A 21490-nucleotide genomic window follows, 5' to 3' on the forward strand; every position below is an offset into this window, starting at 1 on the left:
TTTCAATTAATATCAATGAGCAATCAACCCAAAATAAAAATAATGTTTATTCTTCCTTCACTAAGTGCTGGTGGTGCAGAACGCGTTATTTCATTTGTCTCTCAAAATATAGATAAAGAAAAATTTCACCCCCTTTTAGTTATTGCTGGTTTCAAAAAAGATGCAGCTTATGATGTAAGTAATGTAGAAGTTACTTACCTTAATAAACCTAGAATTTTAACTGCATTACCTTCAATAATAGGTAGTATTAAAAACCGTAAACCGCAAATAGTAGTAAGCTCTATTTCGCATGTTAACACAGCAATGTCCATGCTCTCTCCATTTTTCAAAAAAACGAAATTTATAGGTAGAGAAGCTACAGTATTGAGTAAACGCGGCAATGAAAAGAAAATAAGACAATGGTCTCCTTTTAGATTATTGCCAAATGGCTTTAAAAACCTAGATGCTTTAATTTGCCAATCTCAAGATATGGCAGAGGATATGATTACCAATTTCAATATTCCTAAAAAGAACATTTACGTAATTAACAATCCTATTTCTAATTTACCAGAGGTAAAACAAACACAACCTACTACTAAAATTAAAAAGTTTATTACTGTAGGACGATTAACCGAAGTAAAAGGTCATCTGAGACTTTTAGATATCCTTTCTAAATTAGATCAACCATTTAGATATACTATTATTGGTAAAGGCAATCTAAAAGATGAAATTTTCGAAAAAGCAAAAGCTTTAGGGGTTTATGATAATATTGAGCACGTCCCTTTTACAAACAAAGTCAATGATTATATCGCAGAGCACGACTTATTTTTACAAGGTTCTTATGTCGAAGGATTTCCCAATGCCTTATTAGAAAGTTGTGTCGTTGGCACACCTGTAATCGCATTTAAAGCTCCTGGAGGAACAAAAGAAATTGTAGAAAATGGTATCAATGGTTTTTTAGTCGAAAACGAAGAAGAATATCTTCAAAAACTAAAAGACTCTAAAACATGGAATCCTAAAGATGTTAGAGCATCTGTTTATAAAAAATTCAATAAAGATATAATTCTTCAACAGTACGAAGACTTATTTGTAGATATTGTAAAAAACTAGAATAGTAATGAGGCTTGGCATATTAATATATTCATTATCCGGAGGTGGCGCAGAACGCGTCGTCTCATACCTTGTGTCTTATTGTCTAAAAAACAATATAGATGTTCATTTAATTTTAATGAACCCTACTATAAAATACGATATTCCAAAAAATACTAAGATTCATTATATTGAAAAATCCAATCCTAGCGAAAGCGGTATAAAAAAAGCTTTAAAAATACCTGTTCTAGCATATAAATATGCCAAACTCGTAAAACAACTCAAACTTACTCATAGTTTAAGCTTTTTAACCAGGCCATCTTTTATTAATGTTATTGCCAGTAAGCTAACAACATATAAGTTTAAAGTAATAACAAATGAGAGAGCCTTCCCTAGCCTACAATATAGCTACAAAGGATTTCAATCGTCTTTTAACAAAACCTTAATTAAGGCACTATACAAGAAATCAGATTTAGTAATCTCTAATTCTTATGGAAATGCGGGTGACTTGGTTGATAATTTTGAAGTCCCTTCAGAAAAAATGAAGGTCATTCATAATCCCATTGACCTAAGTAAAATTGAAAATATAGAACCAAATTTATCATTCTTTGATTCTGAAAAATTCAACATTATTACACTTGGCCGTTTAGATATTGGAAAGAATCACGAAATGTTAATAAGAGCCATTCATCAACTTCAAAATCCTTTATTGCGATTATACATTTTTGGTGTTGGCGATTTACATGAAGAATTTGAACAACTTATTGAAGCACTAGAATTAAAAGAGCAAGTTTACTTAATGGGCTTTAGCCCAAACCCTTATCAATATCTTAAATCTGCAGATTTATTTATATTTGGCTCAAATCACGAAGGGTTTCCAAATGTATTATTAGAAGCTATGGCATGCAGATTACCAATATTAAGTACCAATTGCCAATCTGGCCCAAGTGAAATCATGGAATTAGAAACGGTAAAAGAAGACATAATGATTACCGATTATGGTATTTTAGTACCAATTAAGAATACAGACCTAATGGCTAAAGGCATTAGCTATTTTATAGATCATAAAACTTACACTGAAACGTGTAAAACAAATAGTAAAAGTCGGATTAAAGACTTTGAAAAAGATACCATTTTAAAGAAATATATAGATCTAATAAATAGCACAAACATAGCTCATTAGACAAAACGAATTAAAGTATGTGTGGAATTAACGGCATTATAGCAAAGACCAATAGAAACAAAGACGAAATCACATCGGTTCTTAACGCAATGAATAATTTAATTATTCATAGAGGACCAGATCAAGATGGTTTATTTGCTGAAGAAAATGAGCAATTCACTGTTGGTATGGGAATGCGAAGATTATCTATTATAGATCTATCTTCTGGTAAGCAACCTATATTTTCAGACGATAAGCAAATTGTTATTGTTTTCAATGGAGAAATCTACAACTATAAGGTTTTAAAAGCCAAACTACTAGCCGAAGGTGTAACATTCAACACCTCCAGTGACACCGAAGTCATCTTAAAAGCCTACGAAAAATATGGAGTAGAATCCTTTCAATGGTTAGATGGCATGTATGGTTTTAGCATTTATGACAAAAACATCAATAAACTATTTATTGCTCGTGATTTCTTTGGTGAAAAACCACTGTATTACACACACACAGATAACGAATTTATTTGGGCATCTGAATTAAAGTCAATTATTAAAACTATTGATTTTACTCCTAATATTTCAAAAAAAGGATTAAATCTTTATTTTAGATTAACCTACATTCCTGCTCCTCACACTATATACGATAACATATATAAATTACAAGCCAATCACTATATCACATATGATTTAGCGTCACACAATACGACAATTCATAAAATCAACGCTGAACCAAAACCAAAGCCAATCAATATTTCTTTTGAAGATGCAAAAGCAAAAACAAAAGATTTAGTGTACAAAAGTGTCGATAGCAGATCTATTGCAGATGTTGGTTTAGGTACCTTTTTATCAGGAGGCGTAGATTCTTCTATCATTTCACTATGCTTAGCACAGTCTACAGACAGAAAAATAGACACCTTCTCTATAGGATTTAAAAAAGCATCTTACGATGAAACTGATAAATCTAGAGTGGTTGCAGATATGGTAAATAGTAATCATCACGAATTTATTATTGATGAAGACGATCTTAAAAACAATATTCACGAAATTCTAGTCAATTTCGACGAGCCTTTTTCAGATACAGCTGCGTTACCAACACACTTGCTTTCAGAAAAGACAAGAGAACACGTTACGGTGGCCCTAACAGGAGATGGAGGCGACGAAGTATTTGGTGGCTACAATAAGTACTACATTGGCAAAATGAACAACAGGTACACAGGTATTGTTCCTAAAGGTTTTCATAAAACTATTGCCGGATTAAGCAATAAATACCTCATTAATAAAGATGATACACGTGGAAAAAAATTCCAAATCAACAAACTGTTAAATGCTATTGATTACGATGGCGATTTTTATTGGGATATCATTTCATTAGCAAACACAAGTGCGCAGCTCGAGGAAATTATGTCTCCAGATTTTTATGATTCAAATATTTTTCAAGAATACAAAGATGTTTTAGGCAAACAAAAGATTGAATCTTTAACCGATTTTAGATTGGTCGATAAAATCTTAAGTCTAGAAGGCGGAATGCTTGCCAAAGTAGACAGAACAAGTATGATGACCTCTCTAGAATGTAGAGCCCCTTTCTTAAACAAAGAATTATGGGAGTTTGCTAATACACTACCAGAAAACTATTTAATGAAAGGCTGGAACAAAAAACACATTTTAAAAGAAGCCTTTAGAGATCAGTTTCCTGATGAGTTTTTAGAAAAAAGCAAAAGCGGATTTGGATCTCCAACAGGAGATTGGTTAAGACAAAGTCTTAGAAAAGAAATAGAAAGCTATATAGAACCTGAATTATTAAAGTCTCAAGGCATATTTAATGTCGAAGTAATCACTAAATTAGTTCAAGATCATTTAGACAGTAAAAAAGACAGCACGTTTAGAGTGTGGTCTTATTACTGTTTCCAAAAATGGTATAAGTTTAATTTCTTGAAGCAAAACTAAATCGAAATGAATAAAAAAAGAATTTTACTTATAGCATCTTATGATGGTTCTCTCATTAGATTTAGAGGAGATTTTATTAAAAGCCTTGTCGATGATGGATTTGAAGTATTTACCGCAGCACCAGATTATGCTGATGAATTTCGTCAAAACATCAAAGACCTCGGAGCAACACCTTTAGAGTTTAAATTACAACGTACAGGCCTTAACCCTTTTAAGGATTTTAAATCCATTTTAGAATTAAAATCCTTAATGAAAGAGAACAAAATAGATTTGGTTTTTCCATACACCGTAAAACCTGTAATCTATGGCTCAATGGCGGCCAATATGTGCAAAATACCTGTAATTTCATTAATCACAGGCTTGGGTTATGCGTTTACAGGCTTAACAGCAAAAGCACGATTATTACAACGCTTTAATGAAACATTATACAAACTTTCAATACGAAAGAATAAGGTTATAGTATTTCAAAATAAAGATGATTATCAACTTTTTTTAGACCGAAAAGTGATTTCTAAAAAACAAAAAGTTGATTTCGTAAGTGGCTCTGGTGTAAACCTTAACCAGTTTTCATTTAAAGAAAAAGATGCATCAGACAGCGTGAGCTTTCTTTTAGTAGCAAGACTAATAAAAGAAAAAGGAATTGCACTTTATATGGAAGCTGCTAAAATCTTAAAAGCCAAATACCCTAAAGCCGAATTTCATCTGATAGGAGCTCCAGAAACATCACCTTCTGCCATTAGTGAAGACGAACTAAAAGTACTACACAAAGAAGGAGTTATTGTCTTTCACGGAAGTCAAAATAACATTCCAGAACATTTAAACGCAAGAGATGTTTTTGTTTTACCAAGTTATTACAGAGAAGGCCTACCAAGAACTACATTAGAAGCTTGTGCATGTGGAAACCCAATTATTACAACAGATTCTGTTGGCTGTAGAGAATCTGTAAAAGAAGGTGTAAATGGTTTTTTAATAAAACCGCAAAGCCTTGAAGCTTTAGTAGAACCTATGGAATTTTTCATTAATAATCCTGCTAAAATTAAGGAGATGGGAATAAACAGCAGAACATATGCAGAAGAACGATTTGATGTAAACATCATTAATAACGATCTCATCAACTTAATTAAAAAAGAGCTATAACAAATTGCTATAATTTTTTTTTAATGAAACTCATTCTTAAAATCCTAAACAAACTTCCGATTGTAATTATACTAGTTTTAGTACTAGGCGTTTTAAGTACGTTTATGGATTTTGGCATAATATCTGTTTTTTTTAGCATTACAATGCCATTAATTTTTATTGCTAATGCAATATTAGCTCTATATGGTATATTCAAAAAAAAATACATATACCTAATTGGGGTTATCGTGTTTTTTCTTTTCAATAGCTTCTTTTATCAATTCTCTAGAACTACTAACGTAGAAACAAAAGACTCAATTAGTCTATTAACTTACAATGTCAGATCCTTTAGCCAAGTCTTATACGCTTCAAAATCAAACCAAAGTCCGTTTACTGAAATAGAAAAGTTTATTAACTCTTTAAGTCCTGATATCTTAGTTTTTCAAGAATCTTCCTATAAAGAAAGCAAAAAAATAAAAGATTACCCTTACCGTTTTATTGGCTACAAAGAAAATTCAGAAAAATCGCTTCTTACCATTTTTTCCAAGTACCCAATAGTTAATAAAGGGTATGTAGACTTTCCTAATTCAAAAAATGATGCCATTTATGCAGATATAAAAATTCAACAAGACACTATTAGAGTTTATAACACACATCTGCAATCTTATGTTATTTCACCATACATAATCGCCAATAGATTTAGTGGTTTTAACTATTGGGAAAACTTAAATAACACCATCACAAAACAAGTAGAACAGGCTAATTTAATTAAAGATCACGCAAACAAATCAAATAAAAAAACCATTATTACAGGAGATTTTAATGCAACTCCATATAGCTTACCTTATAGAAAATTAAAAAAAGGATTCAATGATTCTTACATAACGAATGGTAATGGAATTGGAAAAACATATGCTCACAGAAGGTATCCATTACGCTTAGATTACTTTCTTTATGATGATCAATTTAAAGTATTAAGTCATGATAATTTTAATTTAAAACTATCTGATCACGAACCAATATTTGTTAAATTTAAAATAAAGCAACTATAGTACTAGATTTTACTTTAACGATATCTTCAACAATGTATTAATCTAGACAATAGACACTTAGAAAGTTTAAACTTAAAATTATTTCATTAATTTTCTAAATGGCCATAAAAGAATAAAAATTGATTTTATAAAATAAGAATCAATAGATTTTATATAATCTTTTAAAGGGTATTCGAGATATAAAGTTGAACGTATAGTTATATAAATTGTTTTAAGAAAAAATATTGGAGATTTAAAAAAATATTTATCAAAAAACCAATCAAATACAGCTAAACCTTTAAGAACAGTACCAAATGCACTTCTTGCCGTCATTGGTGTATTCATAATGGACCCCTCTACTCCTACATGATAAATTCTAAGTATTTTATTTACACATTTAGTCAAGAAACCATTACTCGCTACAGGATCCCATATCATACTTTCAGGTACAAAACCATAATTAAGCATCCTTGGATTCACAATAATACTCCTTAATACATCTGTTTTTGTAAAGCCCCATTTTTCACCAATTATTTTGCCAGCAATACGAGCCTCAAATGTGTTACAATAAAAAGGGTCTTCTGGAAATAAATCACCAACACGTGATCCATACTGATCTTCACACAAAACTGTTACAGCTGCCACCTTTGGTTTTAATTCATCTGGAATTTCTTCATACTCGTTATTAAAAAATTCAAGTGCATTTGGATAACATTCATCATCACCATCAAATGTCAATAAAAATTCGCCTTTAGCTAATTTTATAGACTGAATGAAACAACTCATCTTATGCTTGTTCTCAATATTATTTACATAATTTATATTTAAAGGAGATGTTTCAACTATTTTAGAAATAACTTCATGTGATTTATCTGATGAAGCATCATTTATTACAAGCCATTCAAAATCTTTAAATGTTTGTTTAAGTAACGAATCATGAACTTTCTTTATTGAATTTTCGCAATTATAAACAGGTGTGAATACCGTAAATTTATATTTGTATGATGTTGATGGTTGCTTCCGATATACAGGTATTAACTCTTTAAAATTCATATTAACATATATTAGTATCAAGATTAAAAATAATCTCGAGAAAAGACATTTAAATATCGTATATATCTAATCTAAAAATCTAAGTTATAGGTTAATCTTAATATCAGCAACAAAACTAGATGAAAAGACAATAAACCCTATAATAAACGTCCCGCTTTATTAACTTACCTACCTAAATTACACAATCATTTTTCTTAAATTTCCAGAGTACTACTTTATAATAAACAACCTATAACTTTATTTTTTTATATCAGATCTCCGTTTTAGCTATCATAAATTTTAAATCTGAGCTAAACCTATAGCAAACTTCACATGCTAAATCCTAATATATCATTGCTCTCTAGTAAAGTAATAAAAATTCTTAATTTTGATATTTATAAAATGTAAAACTATTTGTAGCAATTTTAATCATTAAAAAATTAAGAGCAACACTAAAATCAAAAATAAAAACAGTTTATTTGCATTGTTTTGGGAATTATAACAGATAGAAAAATAAGAAATATGTATACTGTAATTATTAAACGTTTATTAGATTTTACAGCAGCTTTAATTGGGCTAATTCTAATTTCACCACTTTTTATAATACTTATAATTATCTTAAGTATCTCAAACAACGGAAAGCCTTTCTTTTACCAAAGAAGAACAGGAAAGCATGGTAAAATTTTTACAATTATCAAGTTAAAAACCATGACCGATAAAACAGATGCTAATGGAGAACTATTACCAGCATTAGAACGTGTTACTAAAACCGGCGATATTTGTAGAAAATACTCACTAGACGAAATCCCTCAATTACTTAATATACTAAAAGGAGATATGAGTCTAATAGGTCCTCGCCCACTTTTGCCAGAGTATCTAAAACACTATAATAAAGAACAAAACAGAAGACACGAAGTAATGCCAGGTATTACAGGTTGGGCTCAAATTAATGGAAGAAACACAATTACCTGGGAACAAAAATTTGAATATGATGTTTATTACGTTGATCATCTATCCTTTTTACTAGATTTAAAAATCTTATGGCTTACCTTCTACAAAGTAATAAAGAAAAGTGACATCAATAGTTCTGAAACACTCGACATGCCTATGTTTACAGGAACAAAAACAACACAAGACCAATAACTTCAATCATAAAGCTAAAGATTTAATGATGAAAGAAATCACAGACAAGAAAGAGTGGAATGCTATTTTAGAACAAATAGAAAACTATGATTTTTACCACACATACGACTACCATAACATTTCTAAAAACGAGGATGAAACCCCTATTTTATTAACCTATACAAAAGACAAAGCTACAATAGCCCTACCTATTTTACTCCGTAAGATTCCTAATACAATATATTCTGATCTTACATCTGTTTACGGTTATGCAGGCCCACTTTGTAATGTAGACGTAAACACGTATGATTTTAGTGATTTTAAAACAACTTTTAACGCTTATTTAGATTCTAATAACATCGTGTCTGTTTTTAGCAGATTACACCCTTACATTCAACAAGATAGAATATTAGAAAACTTAGGAGATACCGTAAGCTTAGGTGACGTTGTAAATATTGATGTTTCATTACCAATAGAACAGTCGCGTATGGCTTATGGAAAATCCAATAAAAACCAAATAAACAAACTAAGAAAACAATGTGAAGTTGTTAAAGCAGAAACTAAAGAAGAAATCCTTGAGTTTGTAGATATCTATTACGAAAACATGAAACGTCTAAATGCTAAAGAAAACTACTTTTTTAGTAAAGAGTACTTTCTTAACTTCATGGAAATTAGCGATTTTGATACAGACATCCTTTTAGTTAGACACCTAGAATCTAACACTTTTGTGGCAGGTTCAATGTTTGTAAAAACAAAACAAATTGTACAATACCACTTGTCTGGTACACGCACAGAACACCTAAGACTAAAACCATCAAAATTATTCTTAGATGAAATGCGACTACAAGCTACAGAGCAAGGTTTTAAGGTTTTTAATCTTGGTGGAGGACTAGGAAGTGAACACGACTCTTTATTTGAATTTAAAGCTTCTTTTTCTAAAGATTTTAGAACTTTTAAAGTATGGAAATACATTGTTAATCAAGATATTTACGATGAATTATCTCAACAAAAAGATGAAACAGATTTTTTTCCTAAATACAGATCGTAATAATTCATTCTTATACACAAGCCTCCCTTTTCATTATTGATTTTAAAACTCGTACTAACACTAAATAAGCTTATGATTTTTAAGCATATTAAGATAATATACGAGACACAAACCTAATTTTAATCTCAAACACTAATCAAACGATGATATTAGAGTTTTAGAGTGTTTTTTATCTGATTTTTATACCTTTAAAAATCAGATAAACCTTATATATCGTGTAAATTTAGCAGTTTATCGTAAATTTATATTTTTGTTTCTTGGTTTAAACTATTAGGACTTATATTAGCACCATAAATGCTAATTAATTTTAGGTCCCAAATACCTCTAATTAACAACTTTAGGTACTAAACTAACTTAAAGAATTAACCTATGAATACTAAAATATGGCTCTCATCACCGCACATGAGTGGTAATGAACAATCTTACATAAAAGAAGCTTTTGACTCTAATTGGGTAGCACCTTTAGGACCAAATGTTAACGGCTTTGAAAACGACTTACAATCTTATCTTAATGAAGATATTCATGTTGCAGCTTTAGCATCAGGTACGTCTGCCCTTCACTTAAGCCTTATTTTATTAGGTGTTAGTCATGGAGATGAGGTAATATGCCAAAGCAAAACGTTTTCAGCTTCTGCTAACCCTATTGTATACCAAGGAGCAACTCCTGTTTTTGTAGATAGTGAAAGGGAAACATGGAACATGTGCCCTATTCAATTAGAAATCGCAATAAAAGATAGAATTGCAAAAGGAAATAAACCGAAAGCAATTGTTGCGGTGCATTTATACGGAATGCCTTATAAAGTAGACGAGATTAACAATATCGCATTAAAATATAACATTCCTGTTGTAGAAGACAGCGCTGAATCATTAGGAAGTACTTACAAAGGTAAAAATTGTGGCACTTTCGGTGATTTTTCAATATTATCCTTTAATGGCAATAAAATCATAACAACCTCTGGAGGTGGTGCTTTAGTTACAAAAACGCAAAAACAGAAAGAGCAAGCTGTTTTCTTAGCCACACAAGCAAGAGATAATGCACCACATTATTTACACTCTCAAATAGGCTACAATTATAGAATGTCTAATATCGTTGCTGGTATTGGCCGTGGTCAAATGACTATTTTAGACAGTCACGTAGCTAAACGTCGTTCAAATCACGAATTTTACGTAAATGCTTTTAAAGACAATACTAAAATCACATTTTTAAACGAACCTGAAGGTTATTTTTCCAACCGTTGGCTATCTTGTATTCTGTTAGATTCTGAAAGCACACGAGAAGGTTTAAGACTCGCTTTAGAAAAGGAAAACATAGAATCTAGACCTTTATGGAAACCAATGCACCAACAACCCGTTTTTAAAGATGCACCTAGCTATCTTAATGGAGTTTCTGATGAATTATTCGAAAAAGGCTTATGTTTACCTAGCGGATCAAATTTAACTGATATTGAATTAAATAGAGTAGTTTCTGCTATAAATACGTATTTTGTATCATGATAGTTAAATATCTAAATAAAATATCTAAGAAATATGCCTCAAAATGGCTAGTGCTGTTATTTGATATATCAATAATAGTTGCTACATTTTTTATGGCATACCTTATTAGGTATAATTTCATCATAGAGTTTGACTTCTCTACCCTTTTGATGCAAATTCCATATGTTATTGTTGTAGCTACAATTAGCCTAATAGCTGTTGGGACATACAAAGGTGTAGTTCGATTTACAGGATTTAAAGATATTGTCAACATTATAATCGGAGCTAACATTTTAGCAACTATACTTATCTGCTGTACTTTTGCGAGTAGAAAGTTTATGAATGAAGATAGCCTTTTTGACATCTCCGGCTCAATCATCTATATCCACTTATTACTTAACATATTATTCTTAATTGGGGCTAAATTGTTTATAAAATCTCTTTATAACCATATTACTCAAGACTTTCAATCTATTTCTAATGTTTTAATTTTTGGAGCTGGTAATTCTGGCATGTTAACTTATGACGCCATTCAAAACGATACTAAAAACGGCGTTGAAGTTGTTGGTTTTGTTGATGATGATGAAAGAAAAATTGGAAAGAAAATAAACCTATTAAAAGTTTACAACATCAACTCTATTGACGAGGATTTCATTAAAAAGAATGATGTTGAAGATGTCATAATTTCAATTCAAAATATAGATCCTACAAGGCTACTTCAAATTACTAGTAATCTTTTTTCACTCGGACTTAAAGTTAAAATTGTACCTCCAGTTCAAAGCTGGATTGATGGAGACTTAAGTGTAGGACAAATTAAAGAAGTTAAAATTGAAGACCTTCTTGGAAGAGACCCAATTAATATTAAAAACCCAGATTTAGAAGAACAGTACGACAATAAAGTAATTTTAATTACTGGTGCGGCCGGATCTATTGGAAGTGAAATTTGCAGAAAAGTTAGCTTATATAATTATAAAAAGTTAATCCTTGTAGATAATGCAGAATCTGCACTTTACGATATTCAACAAGAATTTAGACAACAAGGTTTAGAAAATATTGATGCTGTTGTAGCAGATGTACGAAACAGAACTAGAATAGATCAAATTTTTAATCAATACAAACCTAAAATTGTCTTTCACGCCGCTGCATATAAACACGTGCCTTTAATGGAAAACAACCCTTTTGAAGCAGTTAGCGTTAATATTGGAGGTACTAAAAACGTTGCAGATATCTCTGTAAAACACAGTGTAGATAAGTTTGTTTTAATCTCTACTGATAAAGCGGTAAACCCTACAAATGTCATGGGTGCAACTAAACGAATTGCAGAGCTTTATGTAACTTGTCTTAAAGGAAAAGGACACACAAAGTTTATAACCACAAGATTTGGAAACGTTTTAGGATCTAACGGATCTGTAATTCCGTTATTTAAAAAACAAATTGAAAAAGGAGGACCTCTAACAGTAACTCATAAAGATATTACACGTTACTTTATGACTATACCAGAAGCATGTCAGCTTGTATTAGAAGCAGCAGCCATGGGTAATGGTGGTGAGATTTTTGTTTTTGACATGGGCGAACCTATTAAGATATTTAATTTAGCCACCAACATGATTATCCTTTCTGGATTAAGATATCCTGAAGACATAGATATCAAAATAACAGGTTTAAGACCAGGTGAAAAAATATACGAAGAACTTTTAGCTGACGGTGAAAACACCAAAAAAACATATCACGACAAAATAATGATTGCTAAATCAAGACACGTTGATATTATAACAGTTGAAAGTCAAATTAATAAACTTACTAAGATAAACTCTTTAACCCAACCGTTAGAAATCGTTTCTTCCATAAAGTTTTTAATACCTGAATACATCTCTAATAACTCTACTTTTGAAGTATTAGACAAAAAAAAATAATCCCATTTTTACTAAACCCATAAATTAACTCAAATGAAAACACGTATCCTTATTATCTCGATATTAGCGATTATTAACGCTACATCATGTGCGTCTAGAAAAGATATTGTTTACTTTCAAGACAAACCACTAGAAGAAGGACTAATTGCTTCTGAAGCAACTCAGTTAATTTATAAACCAGATGATATCTTAACAATTAACGTTTCAGCATTAGACCCTGATACTGTTAGGCCTTTTAATTTACCTATAGTATCTAATAATACAAACGATTTAAGAAACGCTCAAGGAACGCAACAACAACAAACATACTTAGTAGATCACAATGGTAATATAGAATTCCCAGTATTAGGCACCATAAAAGTTGAAGGCTTAACACGTACAGACTTAACAGCACTGTTAGTTGAGCGTATTAAGAGTATGGTAAATAACCCTATTGTTAATGTAAGACTAGCTAATTTTACAGTCACAGTTATTGGAGAAGTTTCTAATCCTGGGACATTTACAATGCAAGACGAAAGAGTGACACTCCTAGAAGCTCTTGGTTATGCAAATGATTTAACTATATTTGGTAAACGAAAAAATGTAAGGCTAATTAGAGAAATAGACGGTAAAAAGAAGTTTGCTGAAATTGATTTAACATCCATAAACACCGTAAATTCTCATTTATACTATCTACAGCAAAATGATGTTATTTATGTTGAACCAAATAATGCTAAAATTAGATCGTCTACTTACAACCAAAACAATGGAGTATTAATATCTGCAATAGGCACATTAACAACCATATTAGCTGTATTCTTAATAAAATAAGTACCAATTAAAATATTATATGGAATCCAACCCTGTTTCAAAACCGAATGAAATTAGACAAAGTGTAGATTTATTCCTATCTAACTGGAAAATTCTGCTTTTCTGTAGTGTCGTTGCCCTATTTCTAGGCTATACTTATTTACGTTACACTACTTATCAATACAACGCTAATGCAACTATTAAAATAATAGACGAAAAGCAATCTAAAAAACTTCCTTCTATTGGAGAAATGACTAGTGGTGGACTATTCTCAGATGGTACAGATAAGATTAAAGATGAAATTGAAACCATTCAGTCAAGAACCTTAATTTCTAATGTTGTAAAAGCCTTAGATCTTAATATTAGATGTTTTGCAGAGGGTAATATAAAAGAGCGTGAAATTTATAGAAACCCACCTGTAAAACTAAGTTTTTTCGCAAGTGACTCTATCATACATCAAGTAGATACGACCTTGTATATTAAAATAAAATCCCCAACTCAATTTTTAGCATTTAAAAAGGAAGGAAAATCTTTAATTGACAGAGACGAACAAACAGGTGTTCCATACACATTTGGAGAAAAAATAAAAACAGGCTTTGGAGGCATGGTGTTAACACCAAATATTGGAGACCACGCTCCAGTTATAGGAAGTAATTTAAAAATATCTATAACCTCTGTTAGCAAAATCGTAAACAGCTATCAACGAAAAATAAAAGTATCAACAGATAAAGGATCAAGTGTTATTAAATTAGACCTTAACGAAAGTAATTCCTACAAAGCTGTTGATATTTTAAATCAAATCATAGATGAATACAACAATGACGTACTCTTAGATAAAGAGTCTGTTGTCAAAACAACTTCTGACTTTATAAACAATAGACTTAAGCAAGTTTCTGAGGAATTAGAAAAAGTAGATTACACAGCAGAAGACTTACAAAAGAAAGAAGGTCTAACAGCTTTAGACTCTAGAGCCGACTTAAACCTACAAACAGGACAACAATTACAATCTCAAATTTCTTCTACTGCAAATAACATAGAAATGTTATCGTTTTTAGAAGAGGAAATTAGTAGTACAAACAAAAGCAACGACATGCTACCTGCCGACATAGGAATTGGCGACTCTAACACATCTCAAGTTATAAAAAGACACAATGAGTTAGTAGCAGAACGCGACAGAATTTTAAGAAACTCAACAACTAAGAATCCAGTTGTTATTCAACTGAATAACCAGATAGAATCTTTAAAATCTAACCTTCTTAATTCGGTAAAAAACATAAAACAAACGTCTCTACTCACTCTTAACAACCTAAGCAGAGACAATGCTCGAATACAAGGTAGACTCTCAGCAGCACCTAAAAAAGCGCGCCAGTTTAGAGACATTAAAAGACAACAAGATATTAAAGAGTCTCTTTACCTTTATTTATTAGAAAAACGAGAAGAATCAGCAATAAGGCTAGGCATGTACACTCCTAATGCAAAGATAATCGACAGTGCTTATTCTTCACACAAACCAGTAGCACCAAATAAAATGATCGTATACATTGCATCATTATTATTTGGCCTAGGTATTCCTATTGCTTTTATTTATATATCAGATTTACTCAACACAAAAATCTATAAAAAAGAAGATTTAGTAGACACTTTAAATATCCCTTATTTAGGAGACATACCAAAAAGCTCTAAGAAGCAAAAATTAGTAAAGAAAATTGATTATTCACCAAAGGCAGAAGCTTTTAGAATTGTAAAGTCTAATATAGATTTTATGCTAAGAAACATAAAAGGTCGCTCTAAAAAATTATTTATCACCTCTACTGTTCCGCAAGAAGGAAAATCGCATACAAGTTCAAACCTTGCGGCATCAATTGCTTTTTCTGGCAAATCTGTACTCCTTATAGAAACAGACATTAGAGTTCCTAAATTACTTGAGTATCTTAACATCAAAGATCAGTCAAAACAAGGGCTTTCAGATTACATTGCTGATACATCTTTAAAACCTCAAGATATTGTCTTAAAACACGAAGACAATCCACTCTTAGACATTATTTCATCTGGAACAATTCCTCCTAACCCATCTGAATTGTTAATGAATGAAAGAGTAGAAGAACTCTTTAACTATTTTGACACTAAGTACGATTATATTGTTGCAGACACTTCTGCTGTAGGTATTGTTAGTGACACACTACTTATTTCTCATTTAGCAGACATGTTTATCTATGTTGTAAGTGCGGATAATATAGACAAACGCTTACTCCAACATGTTGCACTACCATTATATACAGAAAAAAGACTACCTAATATGACAATGCTATTAAACAGCGTTAGCTTAGGCAAAAAAGGATACGGCGGTTATGGTTACGGCTATGGCTACGGAAATAACCCTCAAAGAAAGAAAAAATGGTATAAATTTGGTAAGTCATAACAAATCACACCAAATTACATTAATAAAAAAAAGCCACTAAATAAAATTAGTGGCTTTTTTATATAACAAAAACGAAAGTTTACAATTTTCGTCGTTTTCGTTCCGTTTTTAATAATGATAACTCTCTACTCGTTTGCCCCGAAACTGAAGTGTTTTCCTCTGCCCTTCTAATTAAATAAGGCATCACATCTTTTACCGGTCCAAACGGAATATACTTTGCTACATTATAACCTTGAGCCGCCAAATTAAAGCTAATATGATCACTCATACCAAATAACTGCCCAAACCATATCCTATTATCTTCTTTAGAAATGTTATGAGTTTTCATAAGATCCATAGCTAAGTAGCAACTTAATTCATTATGTGTACCGATAAAAACTGATATATCTTTTAAATTTTGAAGTATATAATTTAAGGTTTCATCAAAATTATCGTCAGTCGCTTTTTTATTTTCACAAATTGGAGAATTATATCCTTTATCCAAAGCACGTTCGCGCTCCTTCTCCATATATGCTCCTCTAACAATCTTCATTCCAATTTTAAAACCGCCTGCTTTAGCACGTTCATGTAATTGCTTTAAATAATCTAAACGATCCCAACGATACAACTGTAAAGTATTATAAACTACAGCAACATCTTTATTATAGCGACGCATCATTTCTTCTACCAAATCATCTGCAGCATCTTGCATCCAACTCTCTTCCCCATCAATTAAAACTTCAACATCTTTTTCCTTGGCTAATTTACAAACAGCATCAAACCTTCCTACTATTCTACCCCATTCAGCCTCTTCTTCACTTGTTAAAACAACACCTTCTGTTTTTTTCTGATACAATAAAAACCGACCAAAACCTGTTGGTTTAAACACCACTATTGGCATTGCTTCCCGTTCATCACAGAAGTTTATAATCTTCAATATTTTTGCTAGCGCATTATCAAATTGATTTTCTACAGATTTACCTTCTACAGAATAATCCAAAACCGAACTCACTCCTTTTGTATAAAGCTTATCTATTACTGGCAAGCAGTCATCTTCATTAACTCCACCACAAAAATGGTCAAAGACAGTAGCTCTAATTAACTTTTCTACGGGTAAATGCGCTTTTAAAGCAAAGTTTGTTGCAGCCGTACCAATACGAACCAAAGGTTCAGATGATATCATTTTAAATAAAAAGTAGGCACGTTCTAATTCTGAGTCCGACTTTAATTCAAAGGCAGTCTCTGTATTTTCAAAGAGTGAGCGATCAATCATTAGCTAAATAATATATGTACAAATATATTTATTAATCATTTACTTTTTCTGAAAAAGGAAGTATTTTCACATCATCAATTTAGATATTTTAAAATGGATTCTATTTCTACAAAAAATGCCACAGTTTTTTTTAATTCTGAAGTCTATACAGCGTTAAATAATTACCTAAAAACCGACAAACCTTCCAAGATATTTATTCTTGTAGACACCAATACTCACGACTATTGTTTACCTGCGTTTTTGGAACGCATAGAGTCTGGCGACATAGTCATTGAAGTCATGGAAATACCAAATGGTGAAGACCACAAAACCATAGACATCTGTACAGGTGTTTGGGAAGCTCTATCTGAATATAACGCAGATCGCAAAAGTTTATTAATTAACCTAGGAGGAGGAGTTGTTACAGATTTGGGTGGTTTTGTAGCAAGTACATACATGCGAGGCATCGCTTACATAAACATTCCAACAACACTATTAGCCATGGTAGATGCTTCAGTTGGAGGAAAAACGGGAGTTGATTTAGGCGCCTTAAAAAATCAAATAGGAATTATAAATGAAGGAGTAATGGTTGGAGTTGACACCTCTTACTTAGATACTTTACCTCAAAATGAAATGGTTTCTGGTTTCGCAGAAATGCTAAAACATGGTTTAATTTACGATAAAACCTACTGGAACACCTTAACACATCTTGAAAAATTAGACATTTCTGATTTAGACCAATTGATTTATGACTCTATCATCATCAAAAATGAAGTGGTAACATCTGACCCAACAGAGAAAGGCCTAAGAAAAATTCTAAATTTTGGTCATACTTTAGGTCACGCAATTGAAAGCTACTTTCTAGAAAACGCAGATAAGACACCATTATTACACGGAGAAGCTATTGCAATAGGCATGCTATTAGAAAGCTACCTATCAACTAAAATATGCGGCTTAAGCCAAGAAGAATTTGAGATAATTTCTTCAGGAATACTCAAAACATTCTCTAAAGTTGAAATCAATAAAAACGACCAAAAAGTAATCATAGATCTATTACAGTACGACAAAAAGAATAGTTATGGCGTTGTAAAATTTGTATTACTTGAAGCCATTGGCAAACCCAAAACAGACTGTGTAGTTCACAACGACCTTATTTTAGAAGCTTTTGATTATTATGCTCATTAGAGGTAACGGTCTTTTACAATTTGAGTATGGTGATTTTCATGACCTGTTAAAATATATCCTATTGCCCTCACAGAAATAGGACAGCCACTCGCCTCACCCACTTGTTCTAAAGCAGCTGAATCAAAACTTCTATACAACGCTATAGAAGCCTGCCTTACAGCCTTATACTCATCTATTATGTTAACTAAAGAGCGTTTGCTTGCGTTAGCTGTAATAGCATAGTCGTCTTGTTCATACCCGGCCAATGGCGTTTTATCCTCTCGCGCTATTCGTAATGCTCTATATGCAAAAACACGTTCAGTATCTATAATATGAAGTAACACATCCTTGGGAGTCCATTTCCCTTCTGCGTAAGCGTAATTATGCTTGTCTTGCGCTAAGCCCGAATAAAACAACACTACAGAATCTAAATTTTGTTCTAAACCCTCAATGATATCTATGCTTGTGGCATTATCAATATACCATTTATAATACATGTCATATTCGTTATTATTAAGTGTATTAGAAATCATAATTATATAAATTAAAAAAGCCCTTCGTAAACTAACTAAGGGCTTTTGTATATTTTATTGTTTTAATTACAACTCATTAAAAATGGTATGCATTAAACGTTTTTTATCATTAAGACTTTCTTCTAAAGAAATCATAGTTTCAGTTCTGTAAACACCTTCTATATCATCTAACATAAAGATAATTTCTTTAGCATGCATAGTATCTTTAGCTCTAATCTTACAGAAGATATTAAATTTCCCTGTGGTAATATGAGCAACTGTCACATAAGGTATATTGTTAATTCGCTCTAAAACAAACTTAGTTTGCGATGTATTTTGAAGAAAAACTCCTACATATGCAATAAACGAATAATCTAATTTTTGATAATCTAATGTTAAAGAAGAACCTTTAATAATTCCCGCTTCTTCCATTTTTTTAACACGCACATGAACAGTACCAGCAGAAATCAATAATTTTTTCGCAATATCTGTAAATGGAATACGTGTATTATCAATAAGCATATCGAGAATTTGGTGGTCAATCTCATCTAATTTAAATTTTGCCATAATCATATAATCTTTAAAGTAAATGCAAAAATAGAACATTTACACTAACGATATTGCATAAAAATTGAATTATTTTAAGGTTTCAATAAGATTTCCTCATTATTTAACATTGCGAAAACGATTTCGTTACCCAAAATTAATTCCGAATTTCCTGTAGTTTTAAAAACCCTACCTTTTGCATCAACTTCTTTATGACCAAAATGATTAAGCAGTTTTTCTAATTTTACTATTTTAGGAACAAAATGCAGTTTTTTGTCCACCAACACTTCTTCATATTGAATAGCTACATCTATTAAATCGGTGTCTCCTGCTTTTAATTTCGTATCCCTAATAATAATATCATAAAAACATTTTGCATTTTCAGGAATATCAAAATAACGCTTATAACCTCCAATAGCAATACCCTTAGAAATCGTAAACAATCCTGATAAAATAGCAATAAACATTAAACGCCTTACCTCTTCCCTTTCATAATCATTTGTATAATGACCAGCTTCATAAAGCAATGTTGGCACACCTAAATTTTGAAAGGTATCACCAACACAACTAAGACTAAAACCATCATCATAACGCCCAATCCCATTTGGAATCTCGTTTTGAAGTACAGTATTTATCTCTGCAATAATAGCCATAGCCACCTTTCTATTATCTGTTAAAGAACGTTCTTCATCTTGCGAAGGTGATAAAAATGAAAGCGTAGCAACGTTGTTTTTTTCTCCAGCACTAAAAATAGTACGCTGTCCATGAAGGTTAAAACAATAATTTGGCATAAAATCGTCATAAGCCTGACGTAAAATCTTACTTTCTGGTTGAGATAAATTTTGTGCGTCCCTGTTTAAGTCTACTAGATTCGCATTTAAACGCGTGTATCTTTCAGCTCCATCAGGATTTAATATAGGAATAACCACCAGCGTACATTGCTCTAATATACCTTTTGTGAAATTATTTTCAGTTTCAAACAAATTAAAACAATCAAAAAGCGCCTTAGTAGATGTCGATTCGTTTCCGTGCATTTGAGACCATAATAAAATTTTGATTGGTCCATGCCCAAATTTCAAACTGTAGATTGGTCGTTTTTCAACAGAATATCCAAGCGTAGAAATCTTAGATTTTGGTAATTTTTCTAAACACTTTTCTATATCAGAATTGGTTATATAACGACCATATAATTCTGTTGTTTTTACAGAAGAAAACACATCATTTAAAAGCTCTAAATTCATATCATTATTTTGATGTTACAAATGTAATCATTTGAAATTTTACATTTGTAAACATCGATTGTTCTAATTTTTGTTACAATGTTAAACAGATAGTGTTAGAAAAGACACAGCTATTTATATGCTTTTTGAAAATAATTCAACAAACAATATATTTTCATTTCAATTAACATATTATCAGTAATATAACACACAAAATCAAACCTAAAGTTTAACTATAATAAAATATAAACAGAACCTTTAGCTACAATTACAATACTATTGATTACATTTGTAACATCACAAAAACAAATCTAAGGTTTACAATGATAAACTCATCAGAATTTACACAACGCCTACAAAAGGTCATGGATTTTTACAGTGAAACAGCATCTAGTTTTGCTGAAAAAATCGGAGTACAGCGCTCTAGTATTTCTCATATTTTGTCTGGTAGAAATAAGCCAAGTTTAGACTTTGTAATGAAGGTGCTTCACTCCTATCCTGAAGTAGAATTATATTGGCTAATGAATGGCAAAGGTCATTTTCCTAATGAGCCTAAAATTTCAGAATCACCAAACTCAAACATAACCGAACAACCTATTGCAAAACCACAAATCCCAGTTTCGGTCCCTAACTCTAATTCTGAAATTGAAAAAATTGTTATCTTTTATAAAGACGGTACTTTTAAAAGCTATAAGCCTTAA

At 31.4% G+C, this 21490-nt stretch carries 18 protein-coding genes; 13 read left to right on the forward strand and 5 right to left on the reverse strand.

Annotation, left to right across the window (positions count from 1 at the left end):
- Nucleotides 1-15 precede the first annotated feature (15 nt).
- Genes VDP25_RS09780 through VDP25_RS09800 form a run of 5 tightly spaced genes read left to right on the forward strand, consistent with a single transcriptional unit; the run spans nt 16 to nt 6341 of the window.
- The gene (locus tag VDP25_RS09780; RefSeq protein ID WP_334469265.1) at nt 16-1089 is read left to right on the forward strand and encodes a glycosyltransferase; all 1074 of its coding nucleotides are present in this window, start codon (nt 16-18) and stop codon (nt 1087-1089) included.
- Between the two features lie 7 nt (nt 1090-1096).
- Entirely contained in the window at nt 1097-2251 is a 1155-nt protein-coding gene (locus VDP25_RS09785) for a glycosyltransferase (RefSeq protein WP_334469267.1), read from the forward strand.
- 17 nt (nt 2252-2268) lie between these two features.
- On the forward strand, nt 2269-4173 hold the full coding sequence (gene asnB, locus VDP25_RS09790; RefSeq protein WP_334469269.1) for an asparagine synthase (glutamine-hydrolyzing): 1905 nt from the start codon (nt 2269-2271) through the stop codon (nt 4171-4173).
- Between the two features lie 6 nt (nt 4174-4179).
- The gene (locus VDP25_RS09795; RefSeq protein ID WP_334469271.1) at nt 4180-5310 is read left to right on the forward strand and encodes a glycosyltransferase family 4 protein; all 1131 of its coding nucleotides are present in this window, start codon (nt 4180-4182) and stop codon (nt 5308-5310) included.
- 23 nt (nt 5311-5333) lie between these two features.
- Nucleotides 5334-6341 carry an endonuclease/exonuclease/phosphatase family protein gene (locus VDP25_RS09800; protein WP_334469273.1) on the forward strand — a complete coding sequence of 336 codons (1008 nt, stop codon included), beginning with the start codon at nt 5334-5336 and terminating at the stop codon, nt 6339-6341.
- 78 nt (nt 6342-6419) lie between these two features.
- Here the strand turns inward: VDP25_RS09800 and VDP25_RS09805 are convergent, their stop codons facing one another.
- Nucleotides 6420-7373 (reverse strand): glycosyltransferase family 2 protein, encoded by a 954-nt coding sequence (locus VDP25_RS09805; protein ID WP_334469275.1) that lies wholly within the window; start codon nt 7371-7373, stop codon nt 6420-6422.
- A 501-nt stretch (nt 7374-7874) separates the two neighbouring features.
- Between VDP25_RS09805 and VDP25_RS09810 the strand changes: the two genes are divergently transcribed.
- The 6 genes from VDP25_RS09810 (at nt 7875) to VDP25_RS09835 (ending at nt 16116) form a co-directional block, all read left to right on the forward strand.
- Nucleotides 7875-8495: a sugar transferase gene (locus VDP25_RS09810; protein WP_334469277.1), complete on the forward strand. Its 621-nt coding sequence runs from the start codon at nt 7875-7877 to the stop codon at nt 8493-8495.
- 25 nt (nt 8496-8520) lie between these two features.
- Nucleotides 8521-9522 (forward strand): peptidoglycan bridge formation glycyltransferase FemA/FemB family protein, encoded by a 1002-nt coding sequence (locus VDP25_RS09815; RefSeq protein WP_334469279.1) that lies wholly within the window; start codon nt 8521-8523, stop codon nt 9520-9522.
- A gap of 369 nt (nt 9523-9891) precedes the next feature.
- A complete protein-coding gene (locus VDP25_RS09820) occupies nt 9892-11016 on the forward strand; it encodes a DegT/DnrJ/EryC1/StrS family aminotransferase (protein WP_334469280.1) in 1125 nt (374 codons plus the stop codon).
- The gene (locus tag VDP25_RS09825; RefSeq protein WP_334469281.1) at nt 11013-12908 is read left to right on the forward strand and encodes a polysaccharide biosynthesis protein; all 1896 of its coding nucleotides are present in this window, start codon (nt 11013-11015) and stop codon (nt 12906-12908) included. Before VDP25_RS09820 ends, VDP25_RS09825 begins: the two co-directional genes overlap by 4 nt.
- Before the next feature lie 33 nt (nt 12909-12941).
- On the forward strand, nt 12942-13718 hold the full coding sequence (locus VDP25_RS09830) for a polysaccharide biosynthesis/export family protein (RefSeq protein WP_334469283.1): 777 nt from the start codon (nt 12942-12944) through the stop codon (nt 13716-13718).
- Nucleotides 13719-13737: 19 nt separating this feature from the next.
- Entirely contained in the window at nt 13738-16116 is a 2379-nt protein-coding gene (locus tag VDP25_RS09835) for a GumC family protein (RefSeq protein ID WP_334469285.1), read from the forward strand.
- Nucleotides 16117-16195: 79 nt separating this feature from the next.
- On the opposite strand, the gene VDP25_RS09840 is transcribed toward VDP25_RS09835, so the two are convergent.
- On the reverse strand, nt 16196-17368 hold the full coding sequence (locus tag VDP25_RS09840) for a proline dehydrogenase family protein (RefSeq protein ID WP_334469287.1): 1173 nt from the start codon (nt 17366-17368) through the stop codon (nt 16196-16198).
- A gap of 93 nt (nt 17369-17461) precedes the next feature.
- Here VDP25_RS09840 and aroB point away from each other — a divergent pair, with 93 nt between their 5' ends.
- Nucleotides 17462-18532 (forward strand): 3-dehydroquinate synthase, encoded by a 1071-nt coding sequence (aroB, locus tag VDP25_RS09845; RefSeq protein WP_334469290.1) that lies wholly within the window; start codon nt 17462-17464, stop codon nt 18530-18532.
- On the opposite strand, the gene VDP25_RS09850 is transcribed toward aroB, so the two are convergent.
- The 3 genes from VDP25_RS09850 to VDP25_RS09860 form a co-directional block, all read right to left on the reverse strand.
- A complete protein-coding gene (locus VDP25_RS09850) occupies nt 18529-19044 on the reverse strand; it encodes a DinB family protein (protein ID WP_334469292.1) in 516 nt (171 codons plus the stop codon). The genes aroB and VDP25_RS09850 overlap by 4 nt on opposite strands.
- A 66-nt stretch (nt 19045-19110) precedes the next feature.
- Nucleotides 19111-19590 carry an Lrp/AsnC family transcriptional regulator gene (locus tag VDP25_RS09855; RefSeq protein WP_215925742.1) on the reverse strand — a complete coding sequence of 160 codons (480 nt, stop codon included), beginning with the start codon at nt 19588-19590 and terminating at the stop codon, nt 19111-19113.
- A 74-nt stretch (nt 19591-19664) separates the two neighbouring features.
- Complete coding sequence (locus tag VDP25_RS09860) at nt 19665-20810, reverse strand: M14 family zinc carboxypeptidase (protein ID WP_334469295.1); 1146 nt, start codon at nt 20808-20810, stop codon at nt 19665-19667.
- Between the two features lie 302 nt (nt 20811-21112).
- Between VDP25_RS09860 and VDP25_RS09865 the strand changes: the two genes are divergently transcribed.
- Entirely contained in the window at nt 21113-21490 is a 378-nt protein-coding gene (locus tag VDP25_RS09865) for a helix-turn-helix domain-containing protein (RefSeq protein ID WP_334469297.1), read from the forward strand.

This window comes from Winogradskyella sp. ECml5-4 (assembly GCF_036903175.1).
Taxonomy (GTDB): Bacteria; Bacteroidota; Bacteroidia; order Flavobacteriales; family Flavobacteriaceae; genus Winogradskyella; species Winogradskyella damuponensis.

Coding starts and splice junctions, on each gene's coding strand:
- VDP25_RS09860 (WP_334469295.1), bottom strand. CDS start 20,810: ATGAATTTAGAGCTTTTAAATGATGTGTTTTCTTCTGTAAAAACAACA.
- asnB (WP_334469269.1), top strand. CDS start 2,269: ATGTGTGGAATTAACGGCATTATAGCAAAGACCAATAGAAACAAAGAC.
- VDP25_RS09830 (WP_334469283.1), top strand. CDS start 12,942: ATGAAAACACGTATCCTTATTATCTCGATATTAGCGATTATTAACGCT.
- VDP25_RS09855 (WP_215925742.1), bottom strand. CDS start 19,590: ATGGCAAAATTTAAATTAGATGAGATTGACCACCAAATTCTCGATATG.
- VDP25_RS09840 (WP_334469287.1), bottom strand. CDS start 17,368: ATGATTGATCGCTCACTCTTTGAAAATACAGAGACTGCCTTTGAATTA.
- VDP25_RS09780 (WP_334469265.1), top strand. CDS start 16: ATGAGCAATCAACCCAAAATAAAAATAATGTTTATTCTTCCTTCACTA.
- VDP25_RS09850 (WP_334469292.1), bottom strand. CDS start 19,044: ATGATTTCTAATACACTTAATAATAACGAATATGACATGTATTATAAA.
- VDP25_RS09815 (WP_334469279.1), top strand. CDS start 8,521: ATGATGAAAGAAATCACAGACAAGAAAGAGTGGAATGCTATTTTAGAA.
- VDP25_RS09820 (WP_334469280.1), top strand. CDS start 9,892: ATGAATACTAAAATATGGCTCTCATCACCGCACATGAGTGGTAATGAA.
- VDP25_RS09825 (WP_334469281.1), top strand. CDS start 11,013: ATGATAGTTAAATATCTAAATAAAATATCTAAGAAATATGCCTCAAAA.
- VDP25_RS09795 (WP_334469271.1), top strand. CDS start 4,180: ATGAATAAAAAAAGAATTTTACTTATAGCATCTTATGATGGTTCTCTC.
- VDP25_RS09785 (WP_334469267.1), top strand. CDS start 1,097: ATGAGGCTTGGCATATTAATATATTCATTATCCGGAGGTGGCGCAGAA.
- VDP25_RS09810 (WP_334469277.1), top strand. CDS start 7,875: ATGTATACTGTAATTATTAAACGTTTATTAGATTTTACAGCAGCTTTA.
- VDP25_RS09805 (WP_334469275.1), bottom strand. CDS start 7,373: ATGAATTTTAAAGAGTTAATACCTGTATATCGGAAGCAACCATCAACA.
- VDP25_RS09865 (WP_334469297.1), top strand. CDS start 21,113: ATGATAAACTCATCAGAATTTACACAACGCCTACAAAAGGTCATGGAT.
- aroB (WP_334469290.1), top strand. CDS start 17,462: ATGGATTCTATTTCTACAAAAAATGCCACAGTTTTTTTTAATTCTGAA.
- VDP25_RS09800 (WP_334469273.1), top strand. CDS start 5,334: ATGAAACTCATTCTTAAAATCCTAAACAAACTTCCGATTGTAATTATA.
- VDP25_RS09835 (WP_334469285.1), top strand. CDS start 13,738: ATGGAATCCAACCCTGTTTCAAAACCGAATGAAATTAGACAAAGTGTA.